17 protein-coding genes are annotated in these 21,043 nt (G+C 71.8%); 4 read left to right on the plus strand and 13 right to left on the minus strand.

Annotated elements, in window-relative coordinates; all coding sequences use genetic code 11:
* The first annotated feature begins 28 nt into the window (after positions 1–28).
* Complete coding sequence (locus ACOPJ3_RS13535; RefSeq protein ID WP_427869686.1) at positions 29–1,315, plus strand: mannosyltransferase; 1,287 nt, start codon at positions 29–31, stop codon at positions 1,313–1,315.
* Positions 1,316–1,439: 124 nt separating this feature from the next.
* Here ACOPJ3_RS13535 and ACOPJ3_RS13540 read toward each other — a convergent pair whose 3' ends face one another.
* The 5 genes from ACOPJ3_RS13540 to ACOPJ3_RS13560 form a co-directional block, all read right to left on the minus strand.
* Positions 1,440–2,708: an MFS transporter gene (locus ACOPJ3_RS13540; RefSeq protein WP_427869687.1), complete on the minus strand. Its 1,269-nt coding sequence runs from the start codon at positions 2,706–2,708 to the stop codon at positions 1,440–1,442.
* 7 nt (positions 2,709–2,715) lie between these two features.
* A complete protein-coding gene (gene purE / locus ACOPJ3_RS13545) occupies positions 2,716–3,231 on the minus strand; it encodes a 5-(carboxyamino)imidazole ribonucleotide mutase (protein ID WP_427869688.1) in 516 nt (171 codons plus the stop codon).
* 71 nt (positions 3,232–3,302) lie between these two features.
* A complete protein-coding gene (locus ACOPJ3_RS13550) occupies positions 3,303–4,451 on the minus strand; it encodes a 5-(carboxyamino)imidazole ribonucleotide synthase (protein WP_427869689.1) in 1,149 nt (382 codons plus the stop codon).
* Positions 4,452–4,560: 109 nt separating this feature from the next.
* Entirely contained in the window at positions 4,561–6,315 is a 1,755-nt protein-coding gene (locus ACOPJ3_RS13555; RefSeq protein ID WP_427869690.1) for a DUF5979 domain-containing protein, read from the minus strand.
* Positions 6,290–7,429, minus strand: a complete 1,140-nt coding sequence (locus ACOPJ3_RS13560; RefSeq protein WP_427869691.1) for an Ig-like domain-containing protein — start codon at positions 7,427–7,429, stop codon at positions 6,290–6,292. The genes ACOPJ3_RS13555 and ACOPJ3_RS13560 overlap by 26 nt, the downstream gene beginning before the upstream one ends.
* 389 nt (positions 7,430–7,818) lie before the next feature.
* Between ACOPJ3_RS13560 and ACOPJ3_RS13565 the strand changes: the two genes are divergently transcribed.
* Together ACOPJ3_RS13565 and ACOPJ3_RS13570 are read left to right on the plus strand one after the other, a co-directional pair.
* On the plus strand, positions 7,819–9,519 hold the full coding sequence (locus tag ACOPJ3_RS13565; protein WP_427869692.1) for a DHA2 family efflux MFS transporter permease subunit: 1,701 nt from the start codon (positions 7,819–7,821) through the stop codon (positions 9,517–9,519).
* A gap of 11 nt (positions 9,520–9,530) precedes the next feature.
* Entirely contained in the window at positions 9,531–10,052 is a 522-nt protein-coding gene (locus tag ACOPJ3_RS13570) for a MarR family winged helix-turn-helix transcriptional regulator (protein ID WP_427869693.1), read from the plus strand.
* Here the strand turns inward: ACOPJ3_RS13570 and ACOPJ3_RS13575 are convergent.
* Positions 10,031–10,990, minus strand: coding sequence for a PhnD/SsuA/transferrin family substrate-binding protein (locus ACOPJ3_RS13575; protein ID WP_427869694.1), 960 nt, complete (start codon positions 10,988–10,990; stop codon positions 10,031–10,033). The genes ACOPJ3_RS13570 and ACOPJ3_RS13575 overlap by 22 nt on opposite strands.
* Before the next feature lie 164 nt (positions 10,991–11,154).
* Here ACOPJ3_RS13575 and ACOPJ3_RS13580 point away from each other — a divergent pair, with 164 nt between their 5' ends.
* Positions 11,155–11,925 carry a GntR family transcriptional regulator gene (locus ACOPJ3_RS13580; protein WP_427869695.1) on the plus strand — a complete coding sequence of 257 codons (771 nt, stop codon included), beginning with the start codon at positions 11,155–11,157 and terminating at the stop codon, positions 11,923–11,925.
* Between the two features lie 39 nt (positions 11,926–11,964).
* Here the strand turns inward: ACOPJ3_RS13580 and ACOPJ3_RS13585 are convergent, their stop codons facing one another.
* The 7 genes from ACOPJ3_RS13585 to ACOPJ3_RS13615 form a co-directional block, all read right to left on the minus strand.
* Positions 11,965–12,693 (minus strand): endonuclease/exonuclease/phosphatase family protein, encoded by a 729-nt coding sequence (locus ACOPJ3_RS13585; RefSeq protein ID WP_427869696.1) that lies wholly within the window; start codon positions 12,691–12,693, stop codon positions 11,965–11,967.
* Between the two features lie 95 nt (positions 12,694–12,788).
* The gene (locus tag ACOPJ3_RS13590; RefSeq protein ID WP_427869697.1) at positions 12,789–14,483 is read right to left on the minus strand and encodes an FHA domain-containing protein; all 1,695 of its coding nucleotides are present in this window, start codon (positions 14,481–14,483) and stop codon (positions 12,789–12,791) included.
* Between the two features lie 89 nt (positions 14,484–14,572).
* Entirely contained in the window at positions 14,573–15,310 is a 738-nt protein-coding gene (locus tag ACOPJ3_RS13595) for a hypothetical protein (RefSeq protein WP_427869698.1), read from the minus strand.
* The gene (locus ACOPJ3_RS13600) at positions 15,307–16,134 is read right to left on the minus strand and encodes a PP2C family protein-serine/threonine phosphatase (protein WP_427869699.1); all 828 of its coding nucleotides are present in this window, start codon (positions 16,132–16,134) and stop codon (positions 15,307–15,309) included. The genes ACOPJ3_RS13595 and ACOPJ3_RS13600 overlap by 4 nt, the downstream gene beginning before the upstream one ends.
* Entirely contained in the window at positions 16,131–18,662 is a 2,532-nt protein-coding gene (locus ACOPJ3_RS13605; RefSeq protein WP_427869700.1) for a DUF3488 domain-containing protein, read from the minus strand. The genes ACOPJ3_RS13600 and ACOPJ3_RS13605 overlap by 4 nt, the downstream gene beginning before the upstream one ends.
* Complete coding sequence (locus tag ACOPJ3_RS13610) at positions 18,659–20,002, minus strand: DUF58 domain-containing protein (RefSeq protein WP_427869702.1); 1,344 nt, start codon at positions 20,000–20,002, stop codon at positions 18,659–18,661. The genes ACOPJ3_RS13605 and ACOPJ3_RS13610 overlap by 4 nt, the downstream gene beginning before the upstream one ends.
* Positions 19,999–21,009: an AAA family ATPase gene (locus tag ACOPJ3_RS13615; RefSeq protein ID WP_427869703.1), complete on the minus strand. Its 1,011-nt coding sequence runs from the start codon at positions 21,007–21,009 to the stop codon at positions 19,999–20,001. Before ACOPJ3_RS13615 ends, ACOPJ3_RS13610 begins: the two co-directional genes overlap by 4 nt.
* Positions 21,010–21,043: the final 34 nt, after the last annotated feature.

A 21,043-nucleotide genomic window follows, 5' to 3' on the forward strand; every position in this document is an offset into this window, starting at 1 on the left:
AGAACAAACCGGTGAGGGGGAACGCACCATGGCGGCACTTACCCTGATCGCAGAGCCGTTTCCCGATTGGGAGGCCCAGGCGCAGTCGGCGGGCGCCCGCGACCTGGCGGCGGCGATCGCGGCCATGGCCCCCCGCAGCTGCAGCGCCAGGTTTCTGCTCGCCCGCGGCTCCGAAGCGCCCGAGTTTCGCTCCCCCGTGCTCACGGTCGACCACCTCCCGCTGCGGGCCAGCGTGCTGCCCCTCGTCTGGCAGACGGGCGCGACCGCGCGGCCCCTCGACGGCGAGTTCGTGCACGCGCCGACCCCGATGGTGCCGCTCCGCTCCCGCGGCGACGACGACGGCTCGCAGACCTCGGTCATGATCTCGCACAGCGTCGCGTGGGAGGCCCCCGAGCTCATGCAGGGCAACCAGGCGAGACTCTTCCGCGCCTTCGCGAAGCGCGCCGTGCGGCTCGCCGACGTGATCCTCACGCCGACGCACGCGACTGCGCGCGTACTGCAGGAGACCTACGGCTCCGGGCTCCCGGTCCAGGTGATGCAGCTCGCGGCGCCCGCCGAATTCCGGCGGGCCGAGGACTCGGCCGAGCGCCGCGCCGTGCTCGGGCTGCCGCCGCGCTACACCCTCACGACCGCAACCCCTGGCGACCGCGGCCGGCTCGAGTGGCTGTTCGACGCGATGCGCGCGGATCCGGAGCTGCCGCACCTCGTGGTGCTGGAGGGGCTCGAGCCCGGATCGGCGCAGCCGACACCGGCCGGGGGCGCCTCGGGCCGCGCGAAGGGTGGCGCCCAGACGCAGGCCCAGGCGCAGGCCCAGGCGCAGGCGCGGGCGAACGTTGACGCGCACGTGCAGGCGCAGGCCGCACTCGCAGGCGGCGAGGCCGACGCCGCGCCGACGAGCGGCGGGGTGCAGCTGCTCGAGCACGATTCCGCCCCCGATTCTGGCCTGATCCCGGGCGACCTCCGCGGCCGCGTGACGACCGTGCGCCCGCGCGAGCTCGCCGATGTCGGCGCGATCATCGCCGGGGCTGGCCTGCTGCTGCGGCCGCAGAACTACTCGGGCACCGGCTTCACGGAGCTCGGCGCGCTCGGCTCCTCGGTGCCGGTGCTGCACTCGGGCCACCCCGCAACCGCCGAGCTCGTGCTCGACGGCGGGATCGGTGCCGAGACGCAGTCCGACTTCGCGGCCGAGTACCACCGCCTCTTCACCGAGCCGGGTGCGCTCGCCCGCCTCACGGTGCTCGCGCGCGACCGCAGCCGCAGCTTCAGCTGGAACGCCGCCGCGTGGCAGCTCTGGGAGACCCACGCGAACCTCTGACCCCCGGGCAGGCGGTTGTTAGCGATTTCGGGGCTTGCGGGCGGCGCGAAGCCCCGAAATCGCTAACAACACCCCACCCCCTGGGGCCGGAGGTTGTTAGCGATTTCTGTTCGTATGAGCGCGGTTACGAACCGAAATCGCTAACAACCGCCCCGCGGGGGCGGATCAGGAGCGCGAGGGCGGCCGCGGCGAGAGCCGAGACCGCGATCATCGCCGCCGTCGCGCCCCAGCCGCCGGCCGCAAACGCGACGCCGCCGAGCCAGCCGAGCAGGCTCGAGCCCGCGTAGTAGCCCAGGTTGTAGAGGGGCGGCGCGAGCACCCTGCCCGCCCCGGCGCGCCGGTCGATGAGCCCGCTCGCGATCGAGTGGGCGCCGAAAAACCCGCCCGTGAACAGGACGAGGCCCAGGATCACCGCGGGCAGCCACGGCAGCAGCGTGAGGCCGAGCCCCGCGAGCATGAGCCCGATGCAGCCGAGCAGCACGCCCGTCGGCGGCACCCTTCGCGCGATCCGCCAGACCCAGCGCGAGGACACCGCCCCCGCGAGATACGCGAGGAAGAGCCACGACACCTGCGCGAGCGTCAGCCCGAACGGCTCCCCCTGCAGCCGGAACGCGAGGTAGTTGTAGGCCGCCACGAACCCGCCCATCAGGAGGAACGCCTGCGCCACGAGCGCGAGCACGCCCGGGTTGCGCAGGTTGTCGGCGAGCGCAGCGAGCATGGGCAGCGGCGCCGGCCGCCGCACCGCCGCCGGCGGGATCCGGATCAGGAACACCACGGTCGCGACGGCGGCGAGCGCCGCGACCGCAGCCATTCCGAGCCGCCAGCCCGCGCCGGTGTGCCCCGCCCAATCGGCCACGGTACCCGCGACGATGCGCCCGATCAGGCCACCGATCGTGGTGCCTGCGATGTACGTTCCGACGGCCGCTCCGAGCGCCTGCGGCCGCACGATCTCCGCGATCGCCGTGACCGCGAGGGCCGGAAGCCCGGCGAGCGCCACGCCCTCGACGAAGCGGGCAGCGAGAAACACCGAAAAGCTCGGGATCGCGGGCGCGATCAGCCCGATCACGAGCGCGATCGACATCGAGAGGCGCATCGTCGCGATCCGGCCGAGTCGTTCGGAGGCGCGCGCCCACGGGATCACGCCGAGCGCGACCCCGATTGTCGTCGCGCCGACCGCCCATGACGAGGTGCCTGCGGTCACGCCGAAGTCGCGCGCAAGGTCGGGCAGGATCCCCTGTGGCGAGTACATCTGGGCGAAGGTCGCGAGCCCCGCGCAGAAGAGCGCGATGAGGGCGCGGCGATACGTCGCCGAACCGTGCGCGGCACGCGGATCGGCACCGCCGGGCTCGCCCGATTCGGCGCCGCCGGGCCCGCCCCCTCGCCCGCCGCGCACCGCTCGCCTACTCCTCTTCGGCGACACGCTCCTGGAGCGCTGCGTTCTTGAGCTCGACCATGTCGGTGAGCTGACGCGCGTAGATGTCGAGGCGCTCCGCGATCGCACGGTCGCTCGCGCCGAGGATCCTGGCGGCGAGGAGGCCGGCGTTCTTCGCGCCGCCGATCGACACGGTCGCGACGGGGATGCCGCCCGGCATCTGCACAATGGAGAGCAGCGAGTCGATCCCGTCGAGCCGCGCGAGCGGCACGGGGACGCCGACGACGGGGAGCGTGGTCATCGACGCGACCATGCCGGGCAGGTGGGCGGCGCCGCCCGCGCCTGCGATGATGACGCGCAGGCCGCGGCCCGCGGCCTCGCGCGCGTACGTCACCATCTTCTCGGGGGTGCGATGCGCGCTCACGACCTCGACCTCGTGCGGGATCCCGAACTCGCGCAGCACCTGCACCGCCTCGCTCATGACCGAGTAGTCGGAGTCAGAACCCATGATCACGCCGACGAGCGGCGCTTCGCTTGCTGCCATGGTTCTATCGTAGCGAAGGGCGCCGGATCGAGCGGCTCAGTATCGAGCGGCTCCGGATCCGGCCGCGCGGATCAGGCGAACGCGCGCGCCGCCGCCGCCGCCTCGGCCCGCACCGTCTCGAGGTCGTCGCCCGTGACGGTGACGTGCCCGACCTTGCGGCCGGGCCGCGGCTGCTTGTCGTAGCTGTGGACCTTCGCGCGGGGGTGCGCGCGCAGCGCCTCGGCGTAGCGGACCGGCATCGGCCCCTCGGCTGGCCCGCCCAGCACGTTCACCATGACGGCGGCGGGTGCGGTCATCGAGGTGTCGCCGAGCGGGAGGTCGGCGACGGCGCGCAGGTGCTGCTCGAACTGGCTGGTCACGGACCCCTCGATGGAGAAGTGGCCCGAGTTGTGGGGGCGCATCGCGAGCTCGTTCACGAGCACCCGCCCGTCGCTCGTCTCGAACATCTCGACCGCGAGCACGCCCGTCACTCCGACGCCCTCGGCGACGGCGATCCCGATCCGGGCCGCCTCGTCGAGCGTCGCGGGGTTCTGCACGGGGGCTGGCGCGAGCACCTCGGCGCAGACGCCGTTGAGCTGGATCGTCTCGACGACGGGCCAGGTGCGGCTCTCGCCGCTCGGGCTGCGGCCGACGAGCTGGGAGAGTTCGCGGGTGAAGTCGACGAGTTCCTCGGCGAGCAGCCGGCCGCCGTGGCCGTCCTCGGCGAGGGCCGTGAACCAGTCGCGCGCCTCGCTCGCGTCGGAGACGACGCGCACGCCCTTGCCGTCGTAGCCGCCGCGCGCGGTCTTCACGACGGCGCGGCCGCCGTTCGCGTCGAGGAACGCCTGCAGCTCCTCCTCGTCGGCGACCGCGGCCCACGCGGGCACGGGCACGCCGAGTTCCTCGAGTTTCTCGCGCATCAGGATCTTGTCCTGCGCGTACTGGAGCGCGTCCGGCCGGGGATGCACGGCGACGCCCCGGCGCTCGAGCTCGCGCAGGATGTGTGAGGGCACGTGCTCGTGGTCGAATGTGACGACGTCGACCGTCTCGGCGAAGGCGTACACGGTCTCGGGGTCGCGGTAGTCGCCTACGGCGTCGGCCGCGCGGGCCGCGCTCGAGCCCTCGGCTTCGGCGAGGACGCTGATCCGGAGCCCAAGGTGGATCGCGGGCGGGACCATCATGCGCGCGAGCTGACCTCCGCCGATGACGCCGATGGTGATGCTGCCGCTCTCAAGACCCATGCCGTCCATTCTGCCGTATTCCTCCTGGCCCCGGGTGCGCCCGGATCGCCGGAGGGCCCGGCGCGCGATCACTCGCGCACCGGGCCCTCCGTGCCGGATCAGGGCGTGATTACTCCGCCGCGATCCTGCGTCGGCGCACCAGCAGGAGGATCGCTCCGCCCGCGAGGAGCGCGGCGGCGAGCGCGCCACCCGCCCAGCCTGCGGCGGCGCCCGTGGTCGGGAGCTCGGGGCCGTCGGGCTTCGGGCCGACCGGGGTCGTGACCTCGGTCGCCTCGTTCGTGACGGTGAACTCCGCGGTCTCGTCGGCGACGATCGTCGCGTCGGTTGCGGAGTACGAGACGCCCGTCCACTCGAGGCCGTCGATCGCCGCGGGATCCTGCTCCTCGATCGTCACGACCGCGCCCGCCGGGATCCCGTCCTGGACGGTGGGGGTGCCATCGGCCGCGATCGTGAGCGATCCCGCGCCCGCCTTGTAGCCGGGGCCCGCCGGGAACGCGTAGTCGACGGTGAACTCGGTATCGTCAGCCACGAGGCCGGCCGCGTCGCCCGCGAGCTGCTTCGCGACGCTGAACGCGCCGTATCGCAGGTTCAGCTCGTTGGTGACGGTGATCTCGACGCCTGAGCTGAACGCGCTGATCGTGAGCTCGTCCGCGGAGAGCACGGGCGCGCTCCACACCGCGTTCGGGATCTCCGCCGGGGCGGCCTCCGACAGTGTCACGACTGCGCCGTAGGGGATCGGCTCGGAGGTGACGGGAGTGCCGTCGGCCGTGAGCGTGAGTGTTCCCGCGCCGGCCTCGTAGCCCGGCCCGGCCGGGTACGAGTAGTTGAGCGTGAACTCGGTGTCGCCCGGGACGATCCCGGCCGCCTCGCCCGTGAGCTCCTTCTTCGCGGAGAAGGAGCCGTACTTGAGGTCGAGCTGGTTCGTCACCACGATCTCGCCGCTCGTGCCACCCGCGATGATCGTCACGGTGTCAGCAGAGAGCACCGGGCGCTGCCACTCGGCGTTCTCGACGGGTGCCGGGGTGGCCTCCTCGAGCGTGACGACGGCGCCGACCGGGATCTCCGGCGAGGTGACGGGGGTGCCGTCGGCCGTCAGCGTGAGCGATCCGGCGCCCGCCTCGTAGCCCGGGCCGGCCGGGTACGAGTAATTGAGCGTGAACTCCGTGTCGCCCGGGACGATGCCTGCGGTCTCGCCCGTGACGGCCTTCTTCGCCGAGAAGGTGCCGTACTGAATGCTGATCGGGTTCGTGACGGTGAACTCGGCGAGCTGCGAGCCGTTCGTGATCGTGACGTTCTCCGAGGAGTACTCGGGGGCGCCCCACTCGGTGCCCGCGATGGGCGCGGGCGCCTGCTCAGTGATCCTGACCACCGCGCCGACCGGGATCTGGGGCGACTCCACCTGGGTGCCGTCCGCCGTCACGACGAGCGTGCCGCTGCCGGCGGGGTAGCCCGCGCCAGCCGGGTAGGAGTAGTCGAGGGTGAACTCGGTGTCGGCGGGGACGAGGCCTGCCGCGTCGCCCGTGATCGCCTTGTCGGCGAGGAACGTGCCCATGGGGACGAAGAAGCCGCCATCGCGCGCCGTCGTCTCGCGCGACGTGACCGTGAAGGTGGCCGTGCCTCCGTCGAAGTCGGAGTCGAGCGCGTCGTCGCCGGCGTTCGGGGTGACCTGGGTCATGCCGGCCGGCGGGTTCACGATCGTCGCGGTGTAGTCGCCCGCGCGCATGGTGGCGCGTGCGCGCCCCTGATCGTCGGTCGTCACGGCCGTGTCGACCGCCGCGCCCGTCGAGGTGGTGCCCGTGAGCTTCACCTGGATGCCGGGGAGCACGACGTCCGTGCCCTCATCGAAGAGGCTGTTGCCGTTCATGTCTTGGAACATGAGGGTCTCGAAGGCGCCGGGGGGGCAGCTGGTTCGAGGTTCCGGATCCGGTCGAGCCCGGGGGCACGGCGCGGCCGTTCAGCTCGAGGGTGCGGCCGTTCTGCTCGAGGTCGGCGTACGCGAAGACCGCGCCGTCGTCCTTCCAGCTGTCGTCGGTCGGGATCCTGGTCGTGATGATGCGGAGCACCTGGCCGCTCTCGGCGTCGGCACTCGTCCACGAGGAGGCGGGCATCTCGACGGTGAATGAACCACCGTCGCAGGTCAGCGTGTACTTGCTCGGATCGAGCAGCCACTCCTCGGTCGGAAGGGAGTTGCGGACGCCCTCGGGCCCGATGTCGACGAGGCCGATGCCGATCGCCTTCGTCGGATCCTGGTTGCGCAGCGCCTCGCAGTCGAAGATGTAGCCGGGGCCCGCGTACACGGTCGCCTTGACCGAGCTCGCGCCGTCGTACGAGGGGCGCGAGCGGAGCTCGACGCCGCCCGTCGGGGTGTTGGGGTCGCCCGACCACGACATCGAGATCGAAGGGGCCGCCCAGTAGGGTGCCGGCACCCGCGCCTTGAGCTCGACGAGCTCCTGGCCCGTGTTCGTCACGACCGGTGCGACGTAGTCGCCGACCGGGCGATCGGGCGAGGAGAGCTCCTGCGCCATGAACGTGAGGTTGCCCGCAAGGTTCTCGCGGTCCTTGACGAATTCGGTCAGCGTGAACTGGATGCTCCGGATCCCGTTCACGGTCACGACCTTCGTCGTCGCGATCGTGTTGCCCGCGGGGTCGACGAGGTCAGCGAGTGAGGCCGCGCCGCGGACCGTCCAGAACTCGGGAAGCGACACGGAGAAGGTGTCCCCCGGCTGCGCGCCGTTCGGGACCGCGACGTCGAAGCCGAGCATGACGTAGTTGCCCGCGCTCCCGCTGACGTTGCCGGGGTTCCACTGGTTGATCGTGAGCGTGTTCGAGGCCGGCAGGAAGCCGTCGGCGTCGAGCGGCTTCGAGCCCTCCGAGATCGTGACGTTGCTGAAGCTCACGTTCTGCAGCTCCGCGGCATTCGCCGCGGATGCCGACAGCGCGGGCAGCGCCGGCAGCGCCAGGGCCGCGGCGAGCGCCATGACCCCGATTCTCCACCAGGAGCGCAGCCCCCGGCTTGCGCGCGGCGACTCGCCCGCGCGCCCTCTCAAACGATGCATTGGTTTCCCTCCCACACCCATTCGTTTCGTTACGCAATGGATTTATATAGCGACACACAGTTCCGGCGCGTTCGAACCCCAGAGATGCGACGAACCGGCGCGCGCGACGCGTCACCCCTTAGGGTTCCACGCCGTCACGAAACATAACTGTACCCGACGTCCACGTTTCCGCAAAGCGATCAGGGAAGAATCTCCTCAGACGCGCTCTTGTTGACATCTATCAACCATTTTCGTATAGTTGATCTTCGTCAACAAAAGCGACCCCTCGGGTCGCCAGCCATCAGCATCACCCCGAAGGAACCCACCACCGAATGACGCAGACCAGACCCGCAGCAACGAAGCCACGCGCACGGACCAGGGCAGGCACGGACACCGATGGCGTGCTCCACGGCCGCGCGAAGAACCTCGCGCTCACCGGCCTCTTCCTCAGCATGGCCGTCTCGATGCTGTCGATGACCGTGGTCGGCACCTCGATGCCGATCATCATCGCCGACCTCGGCGGCGACCAGGCGGCGTTCACGTGGGTTGTCACCGCGACGATGCTCGCCTCGGCAATCTCGACCCCCATCTGGGGCAAGCTCGCCGACCTCACGAGCAAGAAGGCGCTGCTGCAGATCTCGCTCGTGCTCTTCACCCTGGGCTCGGCGCTCGCCGGCATGGCGCAGGATCCGGGCTGGCTCATCGCGTTCCGCGTGTTCCAAGGCCTCGGCGCAGGCGGCCTCGGCGCGCTCGGCCAGATCGTGCTCGCCGAGATCATCAGCCCGCTCGAGCGCGGCAAGTACATGGGCATCATGGGCGCGATCATGGCCGTCTCGACCGTCGGCGGCCCGCTCCTCGGCGGCGCGATCACCGACGCGATCGGCTGGCGCTGGAACTTCTACGTCGCCGCCCCCATCGCGGTCGTCGCGATCATCGTGCTGCAGCAGACGCTGCACCTCCACACGACGAAGCGCAAGGTCAAGATCGACTATCTCGGCGCAACGCTCATCTCGGCGGGCTTCGCGAGCCTCCTGATCTGGGTCACGCTCGGCGGATCGCAGTTCGACTGGTGGTCGTGGGAGACCCTCGCCATGGTCGGCGGCGGGATCCTCACCCTCCTCATCGCGGGCATCGTCGAGGCGAAGGCCGCCGAGCCCCTGATCCCGCTGCACCTCTTCAAGAACCGCACCTTCACGATGTCCGTCATCGCCTCGATCGCGGTCGGCCTCGCGATGTTCGGCACCTCCGTCTTCCTCGGCCAGTACATGCAGCTCGCCCGCGGCAAGACGCCGACCGAGTCCGGCCTCCTCACGATCCCGATGATGGCGGGCGTGCTGCTCGCGTCGACGATCGTCGGCCAGATCATCTCGCGCACGGGCAAGTGGAAGCGCTACATGGTCGCGGGATCCTTCATCCTCGCGCTCGGCCTCGTCATGATGGGCCAGCTCCGCTACGACACCTCGTTCTGGTACGTCGGCGCGTCGATGTTCGTGCTGGGAGCCGGCGTCGGCATGTGCATGCAGAACCTCGTGCTCGTCGTGCAGAACACGGTCTCGCCGAACGAGCTCGGCGTCTCGAGCTCCGCGGTCACCTTCTTCCGCACGATCGGCGGCACCGCCGGCATGTCCGCCATGGGCGCGATGCTCTCCCACCAGGTCGTCCAGTTCATCTCCGACGGCTTCGAGAAGCTCGCGCGCACGAACCCCGCGGCCATGGCCGGCGCCGACGCACTGAAGGGCGGCACGATCCCGAAGATCGCCGAGCTGCCCGCCCCGATCCGCGACGTCGTCGAGTCGGCGTACGGGCATGGGATCGGCGACATCTTCCTCGCGGCCTCCCCCGTGGCGATCGTCGCGATCGTCGCGATCCTCCTGATCCCGAACATCCCGCTCAGCTCGAAGAGCGCGGCGCAGCAGCGCGCCGAGCTCGAACGCAAGGCGGCCGAGACCGCCGCCGAAGCGGCCGGTGGCCCGGGTGCGGCTCCCGGCACCGCGCCGGACGCCGCGTCCGAAACTCACGGCGCAGCGCGCTAGGCTTCGGAACCATGCGCGAACACGGCAGCGAGCCCGACGCTTCGAAGGATGCGATGATCACCGAGATCATCTCGGAGTTCTCAGACGTCTTCACCTTCGCGAAGTCGCGTTGGGCTCGCTACGCTGGCTCCCTCCACCCGGAGCTCAACGGCGTCGGGCTCATGATCCTGCAGCTGATCCTCAAGAAGGGTCCGCTCACCGTCACCGGCATCGGGCACATGCTCGACATGGACAAGGCCATGGTCAGCCGGCAGATCACGAAGCTGAGGGAGCTCGACTTCGTCGACGCGGTTCCGTCCCCCGAGGACCGACGCGTCACCCTCCTCACGGGGAGCGAGCGGGCGAAGCGCGAGTTCAAGCGGATCCGCGAGGAGTGGGCCCGGTCGTATCACGAGCGCTTCACCGAGTGGTCGCTCGTCGATCTCGAGACGCTCCGCTCCGGGCTGCACCGCTTCAACGACGCCGCCGAGGAGTCACCCCAGGAGGGCCCGGCGGCGCGCTGCACCCGGGATCACGCGGCCTCGGACGCCTGAGTTCCGGCGACCCGCGAGAGCGCGCGATACTCGTCGGCCGTCGCGCGCACCATGCGGGCGGGCGCCTCGACGCCTGCGATCCTGCCCGCCCGCGCGAGATCGACCGGTTCGATCCCGATGAGCGCGCCCGCGATCCGGAGTCGCAGCTCACGCGGCATCTCCGAGCGCGCAGCGATCAGGTCGAAGCCCACTGACTGCGAGGTCCAGATCCGGCGGAATCGCTCCGGGTCGAGTGCGCCGGCACGCACCGCGGCGTCGGCCACGGAGGTGTCGATCTGCGCGGCGTCGACCGTCCCGTCGACGAGCGCGCGCATGGACCGAGCGCTGTCCCCGGCGTAGTCGACCGACACCCTGCCACCGACCCCCGCGTCCTTCAGGCCCGCGGCGGGCAGGGCGTCGCCGCCAACGGAGCCCGGCCTGCCGAGCGCCAGCGAGCGGCCAGCAAGATCGCCGAGGCCCCGGATCCCCGACGCTCGGGCGACCCAGATGCCGCTGGAGTAGGCGGCAGACTCACCGCTCGCATCGGCGAACGCGGCGAGCGGCGTCGCGGGAGCCCGCTGAGGCGCCGACCCCCCGCCCCCAGCGAGCCTGGCGAAGGCGAGCGGTTCGAGCTGCGCGAGCTCAACCCGCCCGTCCTCGAGCGCCGCGGCGACCTCCCCCTCGTCTCCCATGACCACGACCTCGACCGAGCAACCGAGCCGCGACGCCAGCGCGTCACCGAAGCGCTGGTAGGCGGGCCCCATCTCCTGCGGATCGGCCGAGCGCTCGACGCCGAGGCGGAGCGGCCCCTCGGGGCATCCTGCGCGGGGGCCTGACCCAGCCGAACCGGGCCCGCCCCCGGCGCTCCCCGGGGCGAGCAGCACGAGCGTGAGAGCCGCGACGCACGAGAGCGCGGCGATTGAGGCGATCGTAGCCGCCACATATGCCGTTCGCGTCATACTCACGATCATGCGAGAGAGCGCGCCCAGCGGGCAAGCCCCGGCGCAATTGTTTTCCTAAAGTTCACACGCCGAAACCTTGCGCGGATCCGAGTCACCGAGCATTCATCTGCCCGTCACCCGGCGGACCCCGGACAAATCAAGACAACTATTAGCCTGGTCCCATGTCGAGCAGTGCGCCACTCCACACCCAGCTATATGAGGAGATGATCAGGAGAATTCGCACTGGCGAGTGGTGCCCGGGTGATCGTGTCCCGAGCGAGAAATCGCTCGTCGAGGAGTTCGGAACCTCGCGCGGACCTGTCCGCCAGGCCCTCGCGGCGCTCCGCTCGGAAGGCATGATCGTTGGCGGTCGTGGCGCACCGCCGCGGGTGCAGCGCACGACGCCCGCACAGTCGTTCGACACGTTCATGTCGTTCACGGAATGGGCGCGTGAACTCGGATTCACACCCGGCCAGCGCGTCGTCGAGGCGAGCCGGAGGCCCGCGACCGAGGAGATCGCCCGTGAGCTCCAGATCGCGCCCGACGCCCCGGTCGTGGAGATCATCCGCCTCCGCTCGCTCGACGACAAGCCCGCGATGCTCGAGCGCTCATCCTTCCCGTTCGAGATCGGGCGGCTCCTCCTCGCCGCCGACCTCGACCACCGCAGCGTCTATCAGACGCTCGCAGACAACGGCGTGCACCCCGTGCGCGCCCGCCACGCGATCGACGCGATCACGGCCCACCCGCTCGAGGCCGAGCAGCTCCGCATCGAGGCGAGCACCCCGCTGCTGCGCGTGCGGCGGCTCACCTTCAGCGAGCAGGGCAGCGTGATCGAGACGGCCGACGACCGGTACCTGCCGACCATGGCCACGTTCGTTGTCGAGAACAGCGCCGAGCACCGCGGCCCCCTCGCTCGGCACTCCCTCGCGAGCCCCGTGCACCCGCGCGCCTGAGCCGTCGCCCGCGCCGGCGCTCGCGGGCCACGAACCGTGTCAGACGGTCGCGTGCTCCGGTGAGCGCTCCGCGAGCTGTTCCGCCATCGGCTCCTCCGCCGCGCGGTGCTCCGCCGTGACGAGGATCGGCAGGTGATCGGAGGTGCCGCGGTCGAGCGTTCGCACTCCCCCGATGTTCAGGCCCGCGGAGGTCGCGAAGTCGAAGTGACCGCGGAACATGCGGTAGCGCGTGTAGGTGCGCTTGTCGCTCAGGCTGAGCTCGTATCCGCTGTCGCGCATCTCCGTGTCGAGGCGGCCCTTGAATACGGGGTAGTTGTAGTCACCGACCATCAGCGCGGGGAGCCCGGGGCCGAGCTGGCGCAGTTCGCCGAGCGCCGCGTGGATCTGGTGGCGCCGCAGCGAGTTGAGGGCCGTCAGGGGGGCCGCGTGGAAGGAGGCGACCACCAGGTCGCGGCCCGCCTCCGCGTCGTGCAGGCGGGCGCCGAGCAGGCGCTCATGCGCGGGCGCGAGGAGGCGGTCGTGGAGCGACTTCTTCAGCTGGAACGTGTGCGCCGAGCGGGCGTGGAAGCGATCCCCGCGCACATACATCGCGAGCCCGAGGCGGTTGCGCTCGGTCGCGTGCACGAGCCGCATGTGCCCGAGCTCGGACGGCAGGGCCACGGCCTCCGCCTCCTGCAGGCAGAGCACGTCAGCGGAGTGTTGCTCGGCGAGCTCGCCGATCTCCGTGACGGCTCGGTTCTTCCGCAGGTTATAGCTGATGACCTTCATCGTTCCCCCTTCGGAGCGGGGCAAAGAGCCCCAACGTGCAAAACACTACGCCTCCGAAGCTGAGTGCGAGCAGCGCCTTTGCAAACTCGCGATGTCTAGTCCATGCGCCGCAGCGCGACCTCGAGGGTCCCGATCACGAGGTGATCCGTCGCCGCAACCTCCTCGCCCGGCTCGATCTGGATCGCCTCGCCGCGCTCGTCGACGACGGAGACGCCGTTCGTCGAGTCGAGATCCTCGATCGTCCAGTCGTCGCCGGTGCGACGCATGCGCGCGTGGGACTTCGACATCGTTCGCGTGGGGTCCGCGATCTGCAGCACGCCGGCCTCACCCTGGGCCACGGGCTTGCGTCCCACGATCACGTCGTCACCCGCGAGCTCGACGATCTCGCCGTCCGGGAGCTCGAGCCCCCAGCGTGCGCGGCGCACGACGACGACCGTGCGGTCGTCCTCGGGCTCCTCCTCGAAAGCCGCGTCAGCCGCGGCAGCCGCAAGAAGGTCGGTCTCCCCGGTCGCGGGGCCGGCGGTCGGCAGGGAATCGGCGCCGGCAGCGGGCGCTGCGGCCCGCCTCCCCGTGCGGGTCGAATCGCTGGCGGGCTCGGGATCCTGCGCGGTCTCCTGCTTCGCGGCGAGCGCGGCCGCGCGCTCCGCGGCCTCACGCTCCGCGGCCTCACGCTCGGCGCGCTGCCGCTCGGCGGCCTCCGCGGCCTCCCGGTCTGCTGCCGCCTGCTCCGCTGCGGCGAGCTCGGCGGCCTGACGCTCGGCCGCCTCCCGCTCTGCGGCGCGGCGGCGCGCTGTGCCGGTGCTCGTGCGGGCCGCGGGCGGATCCGGAAGCACGACGGGATTCGACGGCGGCGCGGCGAACGCGTCGGTCGGATCCTGCGGCTCAGGCCAGGAGAACGGCCGCAGCGGCTCAGCGGCCCCGAGGGGCGCTGCCGGCTTCTGCTGGATGCCCTCGGCCGCGAGGCGCTCGTAGTCGCCCTCGGTCGTGCGGCTGAAGCCGTAGTCGGCCGGCGGAATGACCGGAGCGGCTGGCGCCTGCGGCGCCGGCGGGATGATCTGCGAGCGGAACGACGGCTGCTGCGGGGCCTGGGCGGGCGTCGCGTGGGACTGCGGCGCCTGCGGTTCAGGCGCAACCGGCTGCGGCGAGTACGGCTGCGGTGCGGGCTGCGCCTGCTGCGCGGCCGGGGCCTGCTGCGCGGCGGGCGCGTAAGGCTGCGGCTCCGCCGGCATGCCCTGCGCCCCGTACGGCTGCGGCGCGGCTGGGTGCGGCTGCGCCAGCTGCGGGGCGGCAGCGGGAGCCGGCGGCGCGAGCGGGCCGGGCTGGGGAGCCTGGCTGAAGGGCTGCTGGGCCGGCGCGTGGGGGTACGCGGGCTGGTGCGCCGGCTGAGCGGACCGCCCGAGCGGCGCCGAGTAGGAGCGGTCTGCGATGTGATTCGCGAGCAGCATCGCCCAGAGCGGGGGCAGCACGGCGCCGAGCACGGTGAACCCGGCCGACTTGCCGAACTCGGTGTTGATCCGGTGAATCGCGATGATGCTGACCACGATGACCACGATCCCGAGCCCGGGCACGAGCCCGAGCAGCACGAGCCAGCCGGGCAGGCCGCCGCGCTGGATCAGCTGCCACTGGTTCCAGACGGGGATCCAGCCCCAGACGGAGGGAAGTCCCAGATGAGGAAAGAGCTTGGAGAGGGACCAGAGGTACCAGACGTAAATGGCGAGCGAGAGTATTCCGCCCACCACCGAGAACGCTCCGAGGAACGCCCAGCCTCCAGTGGCCACTTCTTCGTTCATTACCAGTCCATTCACTCAGGACGCGCTTATCAGCACCTAAGATACCCGTTACTTCCAACTTGCCGTGAACCGGGGTCACGGCGGTCGCCTCACGCGAGCGCGAGGGACCCGATCCACCACAGCCCGAACGCGACGGCGACGAGCATGCCCGCCCCGCCCGCAAGGGTGATGACCTGCTCGCGCCTGTTCCTGCGCGCGGTCGACGGGAGCGACGCCCGGCCTTCCCTCGGCACGACCGGCTGGCCCGCCGAGATCGGACCGCTCGGCGAGGCCGCGACGCCCACCGCGAGGCTCGAGTCGCTGCGCGCACCGTAGACGACGGGCATCCCCGGGCGCACGCCCTGCCTGGGCTTCGACGACGCCGACTCGGGGAACGGCGACTCCCTCGCGCGGCGGCGCGGGTCGAGCGGCGACTTGAACATGAGCGCGGCGATGTCGCGCGACACGTTGAGCTGCTCGGGCTCCTCGACCGGCGGGGCAGGGTTGCGGCTGCTCGTCGTGCCTCCCGTGCGGGAGCGCCTGAACGACTCCGAACTCGAGAGTCGCGCCGACGCGTGATGCCGCGAATCCGTGTGGCGCGCGGGCTCGGGGCGCGGCACGACAACGGTCGCGTCGGCGGCGGGCGCCGGCCGCGGCACCGCGACCGTCGCGTCCTCGGCCGCGGGCCGGGGCACGACGACGGTCTGATCGTCGGCGACCGGGCGCGGCACCGCCACGGTCGCGTCCTCCGCGTCCGCGCCCGGCTCCGCGCCTAGATCCGCGCCTAGATCCGCGCCCAGCTCCGCGCCGTGCTGGGCGGGCGTGGGCTTCCGCTCTTCGCCGCTCATGCGCCCCTCCGCGCGGGGATCGTGACCGTCAGCGTGTAGTCGTCGGTCGCGCTCTCCCCGGTCGGATTCTCGAACCAGGTCGATCCGCCCGAGAGGGTGTCCACGACGACCACGGTGATGTTGTCGCGCCCGCCCGCGTCGTTGGCGCGGCGCACGAGCTCCCCGGCGACGGCCTCGGGGTCGCCGCCCATCGTGAGGGTCGCCCGGAGATCCTCGTCGCCGACCTCGCTCGTGAGCCCGTCGGAGCAGATGAGGAGCCTGGATCCCGTCTCGACCGGGATGAGCCAGGAGTCGGCCGTGCTGTCGGTCGAGCCGAGGGCGCGCGTGATGATGTTGCGGCCGGGCAGCATCGCCTCCTCGACCGCGCCGTCGGCGCGCAGCTCCTCGCGCAGCGAGTGGTCGACCGTGAGCTGCTGGAGCGAGGCGCCGCGGTGCAGATAGACGCGCGAGTCGCCGATGTTCAGGATGAACCAGTGCGGGGCACCGTCGATGTCGACGAGCACCGCGCCGGACAGCGTGCAGCCGGCCCCGCGCTCGTGGCCCTCGGCGATCGCGTCGACGGCGGCGCGCGCCTCGTCGAGCGCCTCGGCGACGTCCTCGACGTCCGCTGGCACCCGGCGCGTGAAGCGCCCGGCGAAGGCCGCGATGGCCGCCTGGCTCGCGAGGTCGCCGGCCTCGTGCCCGCCCATGCCGTCTGCGACCAGGAAGCACGGTGGCGCGGCCAGCGCCGAGTCCTCGTTCACCTCGCGTTTGCGGCCGGGATCGGTCCGCATGGCGTAGCTGAGCTCCGGACTGCGCAGCGCGGCTGGCGTCTCTCGGATCATTTGGTCGACCTCCTGTAGGCCGCGATTCCCCGCGCGGCACGGTTCCCCCCATGGAACATCGAAGAACTCCCCTTCTCTCCCTCGCGGCCTCCGAAGAGCGCCCCGAGCCGCGGTACCCCGTACGAGGCCAGCGAGAAGCGGGCGCGCACGCGCCCCCACCTGCCGAGCCCGGCACGGTGCGCCGCGGTCGTCGCGTCCACCCTGCGCCAGAGCGCATCGGCGGCCGCCGTGTCGATGCTCTCGCTCGAGAACACCGCACGATTCACCTCGCTCGCGATCCAGACCCCGTCCGGGATCTCGAGCTCCTCCGCCGTCGACGTGCGCGCCGCACGGCGACGCACACGGGATCCCGCGTCGGCGTAGGCGTCGAGCAGCTCGTCCCACGCCCCGAGCGCCCGGATCTCCGGATCCGGTGCCGAGCGCCGGGCTCGCCGCCGGATCCGCTTCGCGACCGGGATGAACAGCACGAGCAGCGTGATGAGGGCGAGCGCGGCGAGACCGAGGCCAACGTACTTGAGCGCGACCCAGAGCACGGCGAGGTCCCCCGCCTCGCGCGGGTCCCGGTGCTCGCCGTCGGCGTCGCTCGTGCCGACGGGCGGATCGCTCTCCTCGGCGTCGCGCTCCTCGGGCACGGTCGGGTACTCGGGGAGCTGCTCGCCCTCCTCCAGCGTGGTCGGAGGCGTCTCGACCTGCGGCGTCACGTCGAAGGGGGCCCACACCCCGTCTGAGCCACGCACCTCGACCCAGGCCGCGATGTTCTCGCCCGTGCAGCTCTCGGCGCAGGCGGGCACCCCCGGGATCTCCGCGCCGCCCGTGCGCACGCCGAGTACGACCCGCGAGTCGAAGCCGACGGCCTGCGCGAGCAGGGCGGCCGCGGCGGCAAACTGTTCGTCGTCGCCGATGCCAGCGACGAGCGTCTCATCGTCGGCGTCCTTGCCCGCGGCGCGCTGCTGCTCGTTCAGCTGTTGGAAGAGCTGCTCGACGCGCGCGATCGAGTGGCCGCCCGGGCTCGTGACGAAGCGGGTGCCGTACTGCTCGCCCAGCACGTCAAGCCACTTCCGCTCGCCCTCCCCGTCGGTGAGCGCGTGGCTGAGGTAGCCGCGGTTGCGAAGGCGGTCGAGCGCCTCGGTGTAGCCCTGGCCCGTGGCCGGCAGCTCCTGCGAGTGCCACCACTGCTCGAGCTCAGGCATCTTCTCGAGGTCGATGAGGGCTTCCTCGTGCGCGGGCTGCTCGCCGAGCCGCGCGTCGGCCGCGACCGACATTTCGGCCGTGAGCCCGTCGCCCGCCTCGAGGCCGCGCTTCGTCGGGATCGCGACGGCTCCGAGCGTGTCGCGGTTCACATAGAAGCTGTCGCCGAGCTCCGAGGCGCGCGGGCCGGTGAAGCGGGGCGGGGCGGCGAGCGGCATCGCGAGCGGCACCCAGATGTCGGAGTAGCCCTCGTCGATTCGTACGCTGACCTCGCTCGATTCCGCGAGCGGCTCGCCGCTCGGGAAGCGCGTGAAGCGGACGGATCCGGATCCGGTGCCGACCGTGAAGTCGACGCCGTCGTATCGGTCCATGACGGCGAGCCGGATCCTGGGCGGGAGTGTTCCCGCGGCGGTGACGTCGAAGAGCGGGGAGGCGAACTGCGCGTCGCGCTTCCAGGTGCGGTAGGCGGCGAGCGGGCTCGTGCGCTCCGCGATCACGATCTCGGGGTCGATCCGGTCGCGCGGGACGCTCCGAGCCTCCGTCGTGAGGGCGGGGGCGAGGAGGGATCCGGTCGCGAGCGCGGCGACGACGATGCAGGCCCCCGTGAGCCCGCGCAGCGCGCCGCGCCTGCGCGCCGGGGCGCGCGATGAGCCGTCCCTGCCGCGGCGGAGCGCCGCACGGCGCGCGGTGCCCGAGGCCCACGCGATCCAGCCGGCGATTACGCCGAACGCGACGAGCCAGATCGCGATCTCTCGGGGCGCGAGGATCTGCAGCGGGCCGAGCTGGAGCGGGTCGCTCACGCTCGAGGAGCCGAAGACGGTGCCGAACGCGACGGGAAGCGCGACCGGGAGCGAGGCGAACTGGGCGGCGAGGCCGCCGCGGAGCGCGAGCCAGGCGCTCAGCGCGGTGGCGCCGAACACGACGACGAAGAGCGGCACGAGCACGGTCTGATAGCTGCCGACGGGGAGGGTGAGCGTGAGCAGCTGCTTCCAGCCGAGCGCGACCGACGCGAGGCCGTCGCCCAGGCCGCGCACGACGCCGCCGAGCCCGCCCGTGAGCGCGCTCGGAACGGCGAGCGGCACCACGAGCACGACGAACACCGAGATCAGTGCGACGATCGTGAGCGGGCCCCAGCGGAAGCGGCGGCCGAGCCAGACGATCCCGAACGCGACGCCGGCCGCGACGAGCGCGACAAGCCAGGCGCTCGGGCTGCGGTAGATGGGGGCCGAAGCGAGCCCCGCAAGCACGCCGGCCCACAGCGCGAGCCAGGCAGCACCGAGTGTCGCGACGATCGCTGAGCGCCGCGCCGCCGACATGGGCGGGCGGGCGTCCTGGCTCATCGGCCGCTCCCTCTGAGCATGAGCTGCGGCAGGTCGCCGAGCTCGCCGACGGTGAGCAGTTTGCAGACGTCGAGGAGCTTCGCGCTCGGATCGGCGAGCAGCTCGCAGCGCACCGCGATCACGGTCACGTCGGGCGGGAAGGACACCGCCGCGCGGCGCATCCGGGCCGCGTCAGGGATCGATCCCGTGACGACGAAGACGACGGAGAGCGGCCTGCGCGACTCCGCGAGACCGCGCGCGAGCGTCTCGATGGGGAAGGCGTCCTCAGCGACCTCCAGCTCGGCCCACGCGTCGAGCACCTGCGTGACCGTCTGCGACGGCAGCTCCTCGAGCCCGTCGATCGCGGGGCGGAACCGGCCGGGGGTCCACTGCGAGGCGACGAAGCGCTCGCGCCCCTCGCGCACGGCCTGCAGCGAGAGCGAGGCCGCGATGCTCACGCCGAGCTCGAATTCCTCCTCGCTCGCGTACTCGCTGCGGTTCGCGTCGAAGAGGATCGCCGCGCGCGCCGTCTGCGTCTCCTCATATTGGCGCACCATGAGCATGCCCGTCTTCGCGGTCGAGCGCCAGTGCACGTGCCGGAGGGCGTCGCCGTGCACATAGTCGCGCACGGCGTGGAACGAGAGGTCGGAGTCAGTGAGGCGGCGGCTCGCGACGCCGTCGAGATCCCGCACGAGGCCTGCGGATCCCGGCGGCAGGAAGGTGGTGCGCGGGTGCACGTGCACGAGGCGCTTGTCGCGCCAGGTGACCTCGCGGCGCAGGATCCCGAGCGGGTCGCGGCGCGCGAGCGTCACGGGGCCGACCTCGATGACGCCGCGGACGGGCGCCGGCACCTCGAGCGGGAGCACGGCCGAGCCGTGCGGCCCGATGAACGGGATATCGATCTCGCGTAGCGCGTCGCCGACCGGGAGTTCCGCGGTTGCCGGAAGCGAGGGCCGCGCGACCGTGTTCTCGACCTCGATGCCGAGCCGCACCTCGCCGCCGGCCACGACCCGCGCGCGGTCGATCACGATCCGGATCTGGTAGGAGCGGTTGCCGAGGAGGAACGGCAGCGCGGCGAGAAGCATGACCCCGCCGACGAGCGCGACGACCCACGCCTCGACCCAGCCGAGCGTCGCGCCGAGCACGATCGCGACGATCGTGAGCGCGAGTACGAAACGTCCCGACGGCGTGACCGTCTGCACGGTGCGGCGCAGGTTGCGGCGGAGCTTGCGCCGGTTGCTGCGCCACCACCGCCGCGCCCTGACGGCACGCGACTGCGCACGACCGCGCGCCGTGCCGGTGCGCCTCGTCGTGCTGTGCGTGCTGCCGTAGGTGCGGCTGCGGGACGTCTCCTGGTTCACGCCGTGCCGTTCTCCTGCGGCGGGGCGACGTCGAGGAGGATCTGCCCGACGACCTGCTCGGCGGTCACGCCGTCGAACTCGGCCTCGGGCTCGAGCACGAGCCGGTGCGAGAGCACGGGAAGCGCGAGATCGCGGATGTCATCGGGGGTGATGTAGTGGCGGCCGTGTGCGACAGCCCAGGCGCACGCGAGGCGCACGAGCGAGAGCGCGCCGCGCACGCTACCGCCGAGGCGCACCGAGTCTGCGCGCCGGGTCGCCTCGACGAGGCGCACCGCGTAGTCCGCGACGAGCGGGCTCACATGCACCTTGTTCGCAAACTCCTGCGCCTGCGTGATCATGTTCGTCGTCACGACCGGCTGCAGCTCCTCGTGGCCGCTGCGGTGGCCCTGCAGGATCCGGACCATCGCGGCACTGTCCGGGTAGCCGATCGAGGTCTTGATCATGAAGCGGTCGAGCTGCGCCTCCGGCAGCCGGTAGGTGCCGGCCTGCTCGACGGGGTTCTGCGTCGCGATCACGAGGAACGGGTGGCCGACGTCGTGCGAGGTGCCGTCGACCGTGACGCGCCCCTCCTCCATGACCTCGAGCAGCGCAGACTGCGTCTTCGGGCTCGCTCGGTTGATCTCGTCGGCGAGCACGATGTTCGCGAAGATCGGGCCCGCGTGGAACTCGAAGACGCCGGCGCGCTGGTCGAACACCGAGATGCCCGTCACGTCGCCGGGCAGCAGGTCGGGGGTGAACTGCACGCGGGACGAGGTGCCCTGGATCACCTGGCCGAGCGCGCGGGCGAGGGCCGTCTTGCCCGTCCCCGGCACGTCCTCGAGCAGCACGTGGCCGCCCGCGAGCACGGTCGCGAGCACGAGCTCGATGACGCGTCGCTTGCCGTGGATCACCTGCTCAACCGCGCCCGCGGTCGACTGGAACACCTGCGACACCCACTGCGCCTGGTCGGGCGTGAGGGTCTCTTCTCGGGCGGGGGCCGGCGGCTGGGCCGGGTTCTGCGTGGTCATGCTTCCTCGGGGGTTCGGGGATCGTTGGTCAGGG

It is taken from the genome of Leucobacter luti, from assembly GCF_050310065.1.
In the GTDB taxonomy this organism is placed as follows: Bacteria; Actinomycetota; Actinomycetes; order Actinomycetales; family Microbacteriaceae; genus Leucobacter; species Leucobacter luti_B.

Coding starts and splice junctions, on each gene's coding strand:
- ACOPJ3_RS13560 (WP_427869691.1), bottom strand. CDS start 7,429: ATGGCGCTCGCCGCGGCCCTGGCGCTGCCGGCGCTGCCCGCGCTGTCG.
- ACOPJ3_RS13565 (WP_427869692.1), top strand. CDS start 7,819: ATGACGCAGACCAGACCCGCAGCAACGAAGCCACGCGCACGGACCAGG.
- ACOPJ3_RS13600 (WP_427869699.1), bottom strand. CDS start 16,134: ATGATCCGAGAGACGCCAGCCGCGCTGCGCAGTCCGGAGCTCAGCTAC.
- ACOPJ3_RS13555 (WP_427869690.1), bottom strand. CDS start 6,315: ATGAACGGCAACAGCCTCTTCGATGAGGGCACGGACGTCGTGCTCCCC.
- ACOPJ3_RS13595 (WP_427869698.1), bottom strand. CDS start 15,310: ATGAGCGGCGAAGAGCGGAAGCCCACGCCCGCCCAGCACGGCGCGGAG.
- ACOPJ3_RS13590 (WP_427869697.1), bottom strand. CDS start 14,483: ATGAACGAAGAAGTGGCCACTGGAGGCTGGGCGTTCCTCGGAGCGTTC.
- ACOPJ3_RS13570 (WP_427869693.1), top strand. CDS start 9,531: ATGCGCGAACACGGCAGCGAGCCCGACGCTTCGAAGGATGCGATGATC.
- ACOPJ3_RS13575 (WP_427869694.1), bottom strand. CDS start 10,990: ATGACGCGAACGGCATATGTGGCGGCTACGATCGCCTCAATCGCCGCG.
- purE (WP_427869688.1), bottom strand. CDS start 3,231: ATGGCAGCAAGCGAAGCGCCGCTCGTCGGCGTGATCATGGGTTCTGAC.
- ACOPJ3_RS13550 (WP_427869689.1), bottom strand. CDS start 4,451: ATGGGTCTTGAGAGCGGCAGCATCACCATCGGCGTCATCGGCGGAGGT.
- ACOPJ3_RS13585 (WP_427869696.1), bottom strand. CDS start 12,693: ATGAAGGTCATCAGCTATAACCTGCGGAAGAACCGAGCCGTCACGGAG.
- ACOPJ3_RS13535 (WP_427869686.1), top strand. CDS start 29: ATGGCGGCACTTACCCTGATCGCAGAGCCGTTTCCCGATTGGGAGGCC.
- ACOPJ3_RS13580 (WP_427869695.1), top strand. CDS start 11,155: ATGTCGAGCAGTGCGCCACTCCACACCCAGCTATATGAGGAGATGATC.
- ACOPJ3_RS13615 (WP_427869703.1), bottom strand. CDS start 21,009: ATGACCACGCAGAACCCGGCCCAGCCGCCGGCCCCCGCCCGAGAAGAG.
- ACOPJ3_RS13605 (WP_427869700.1), bottom strand. CDS start 18,662: ATGAGCCAGGACGCCCGCCCGCCCATGTCGGCGGCGCGGCGCTCAGCG.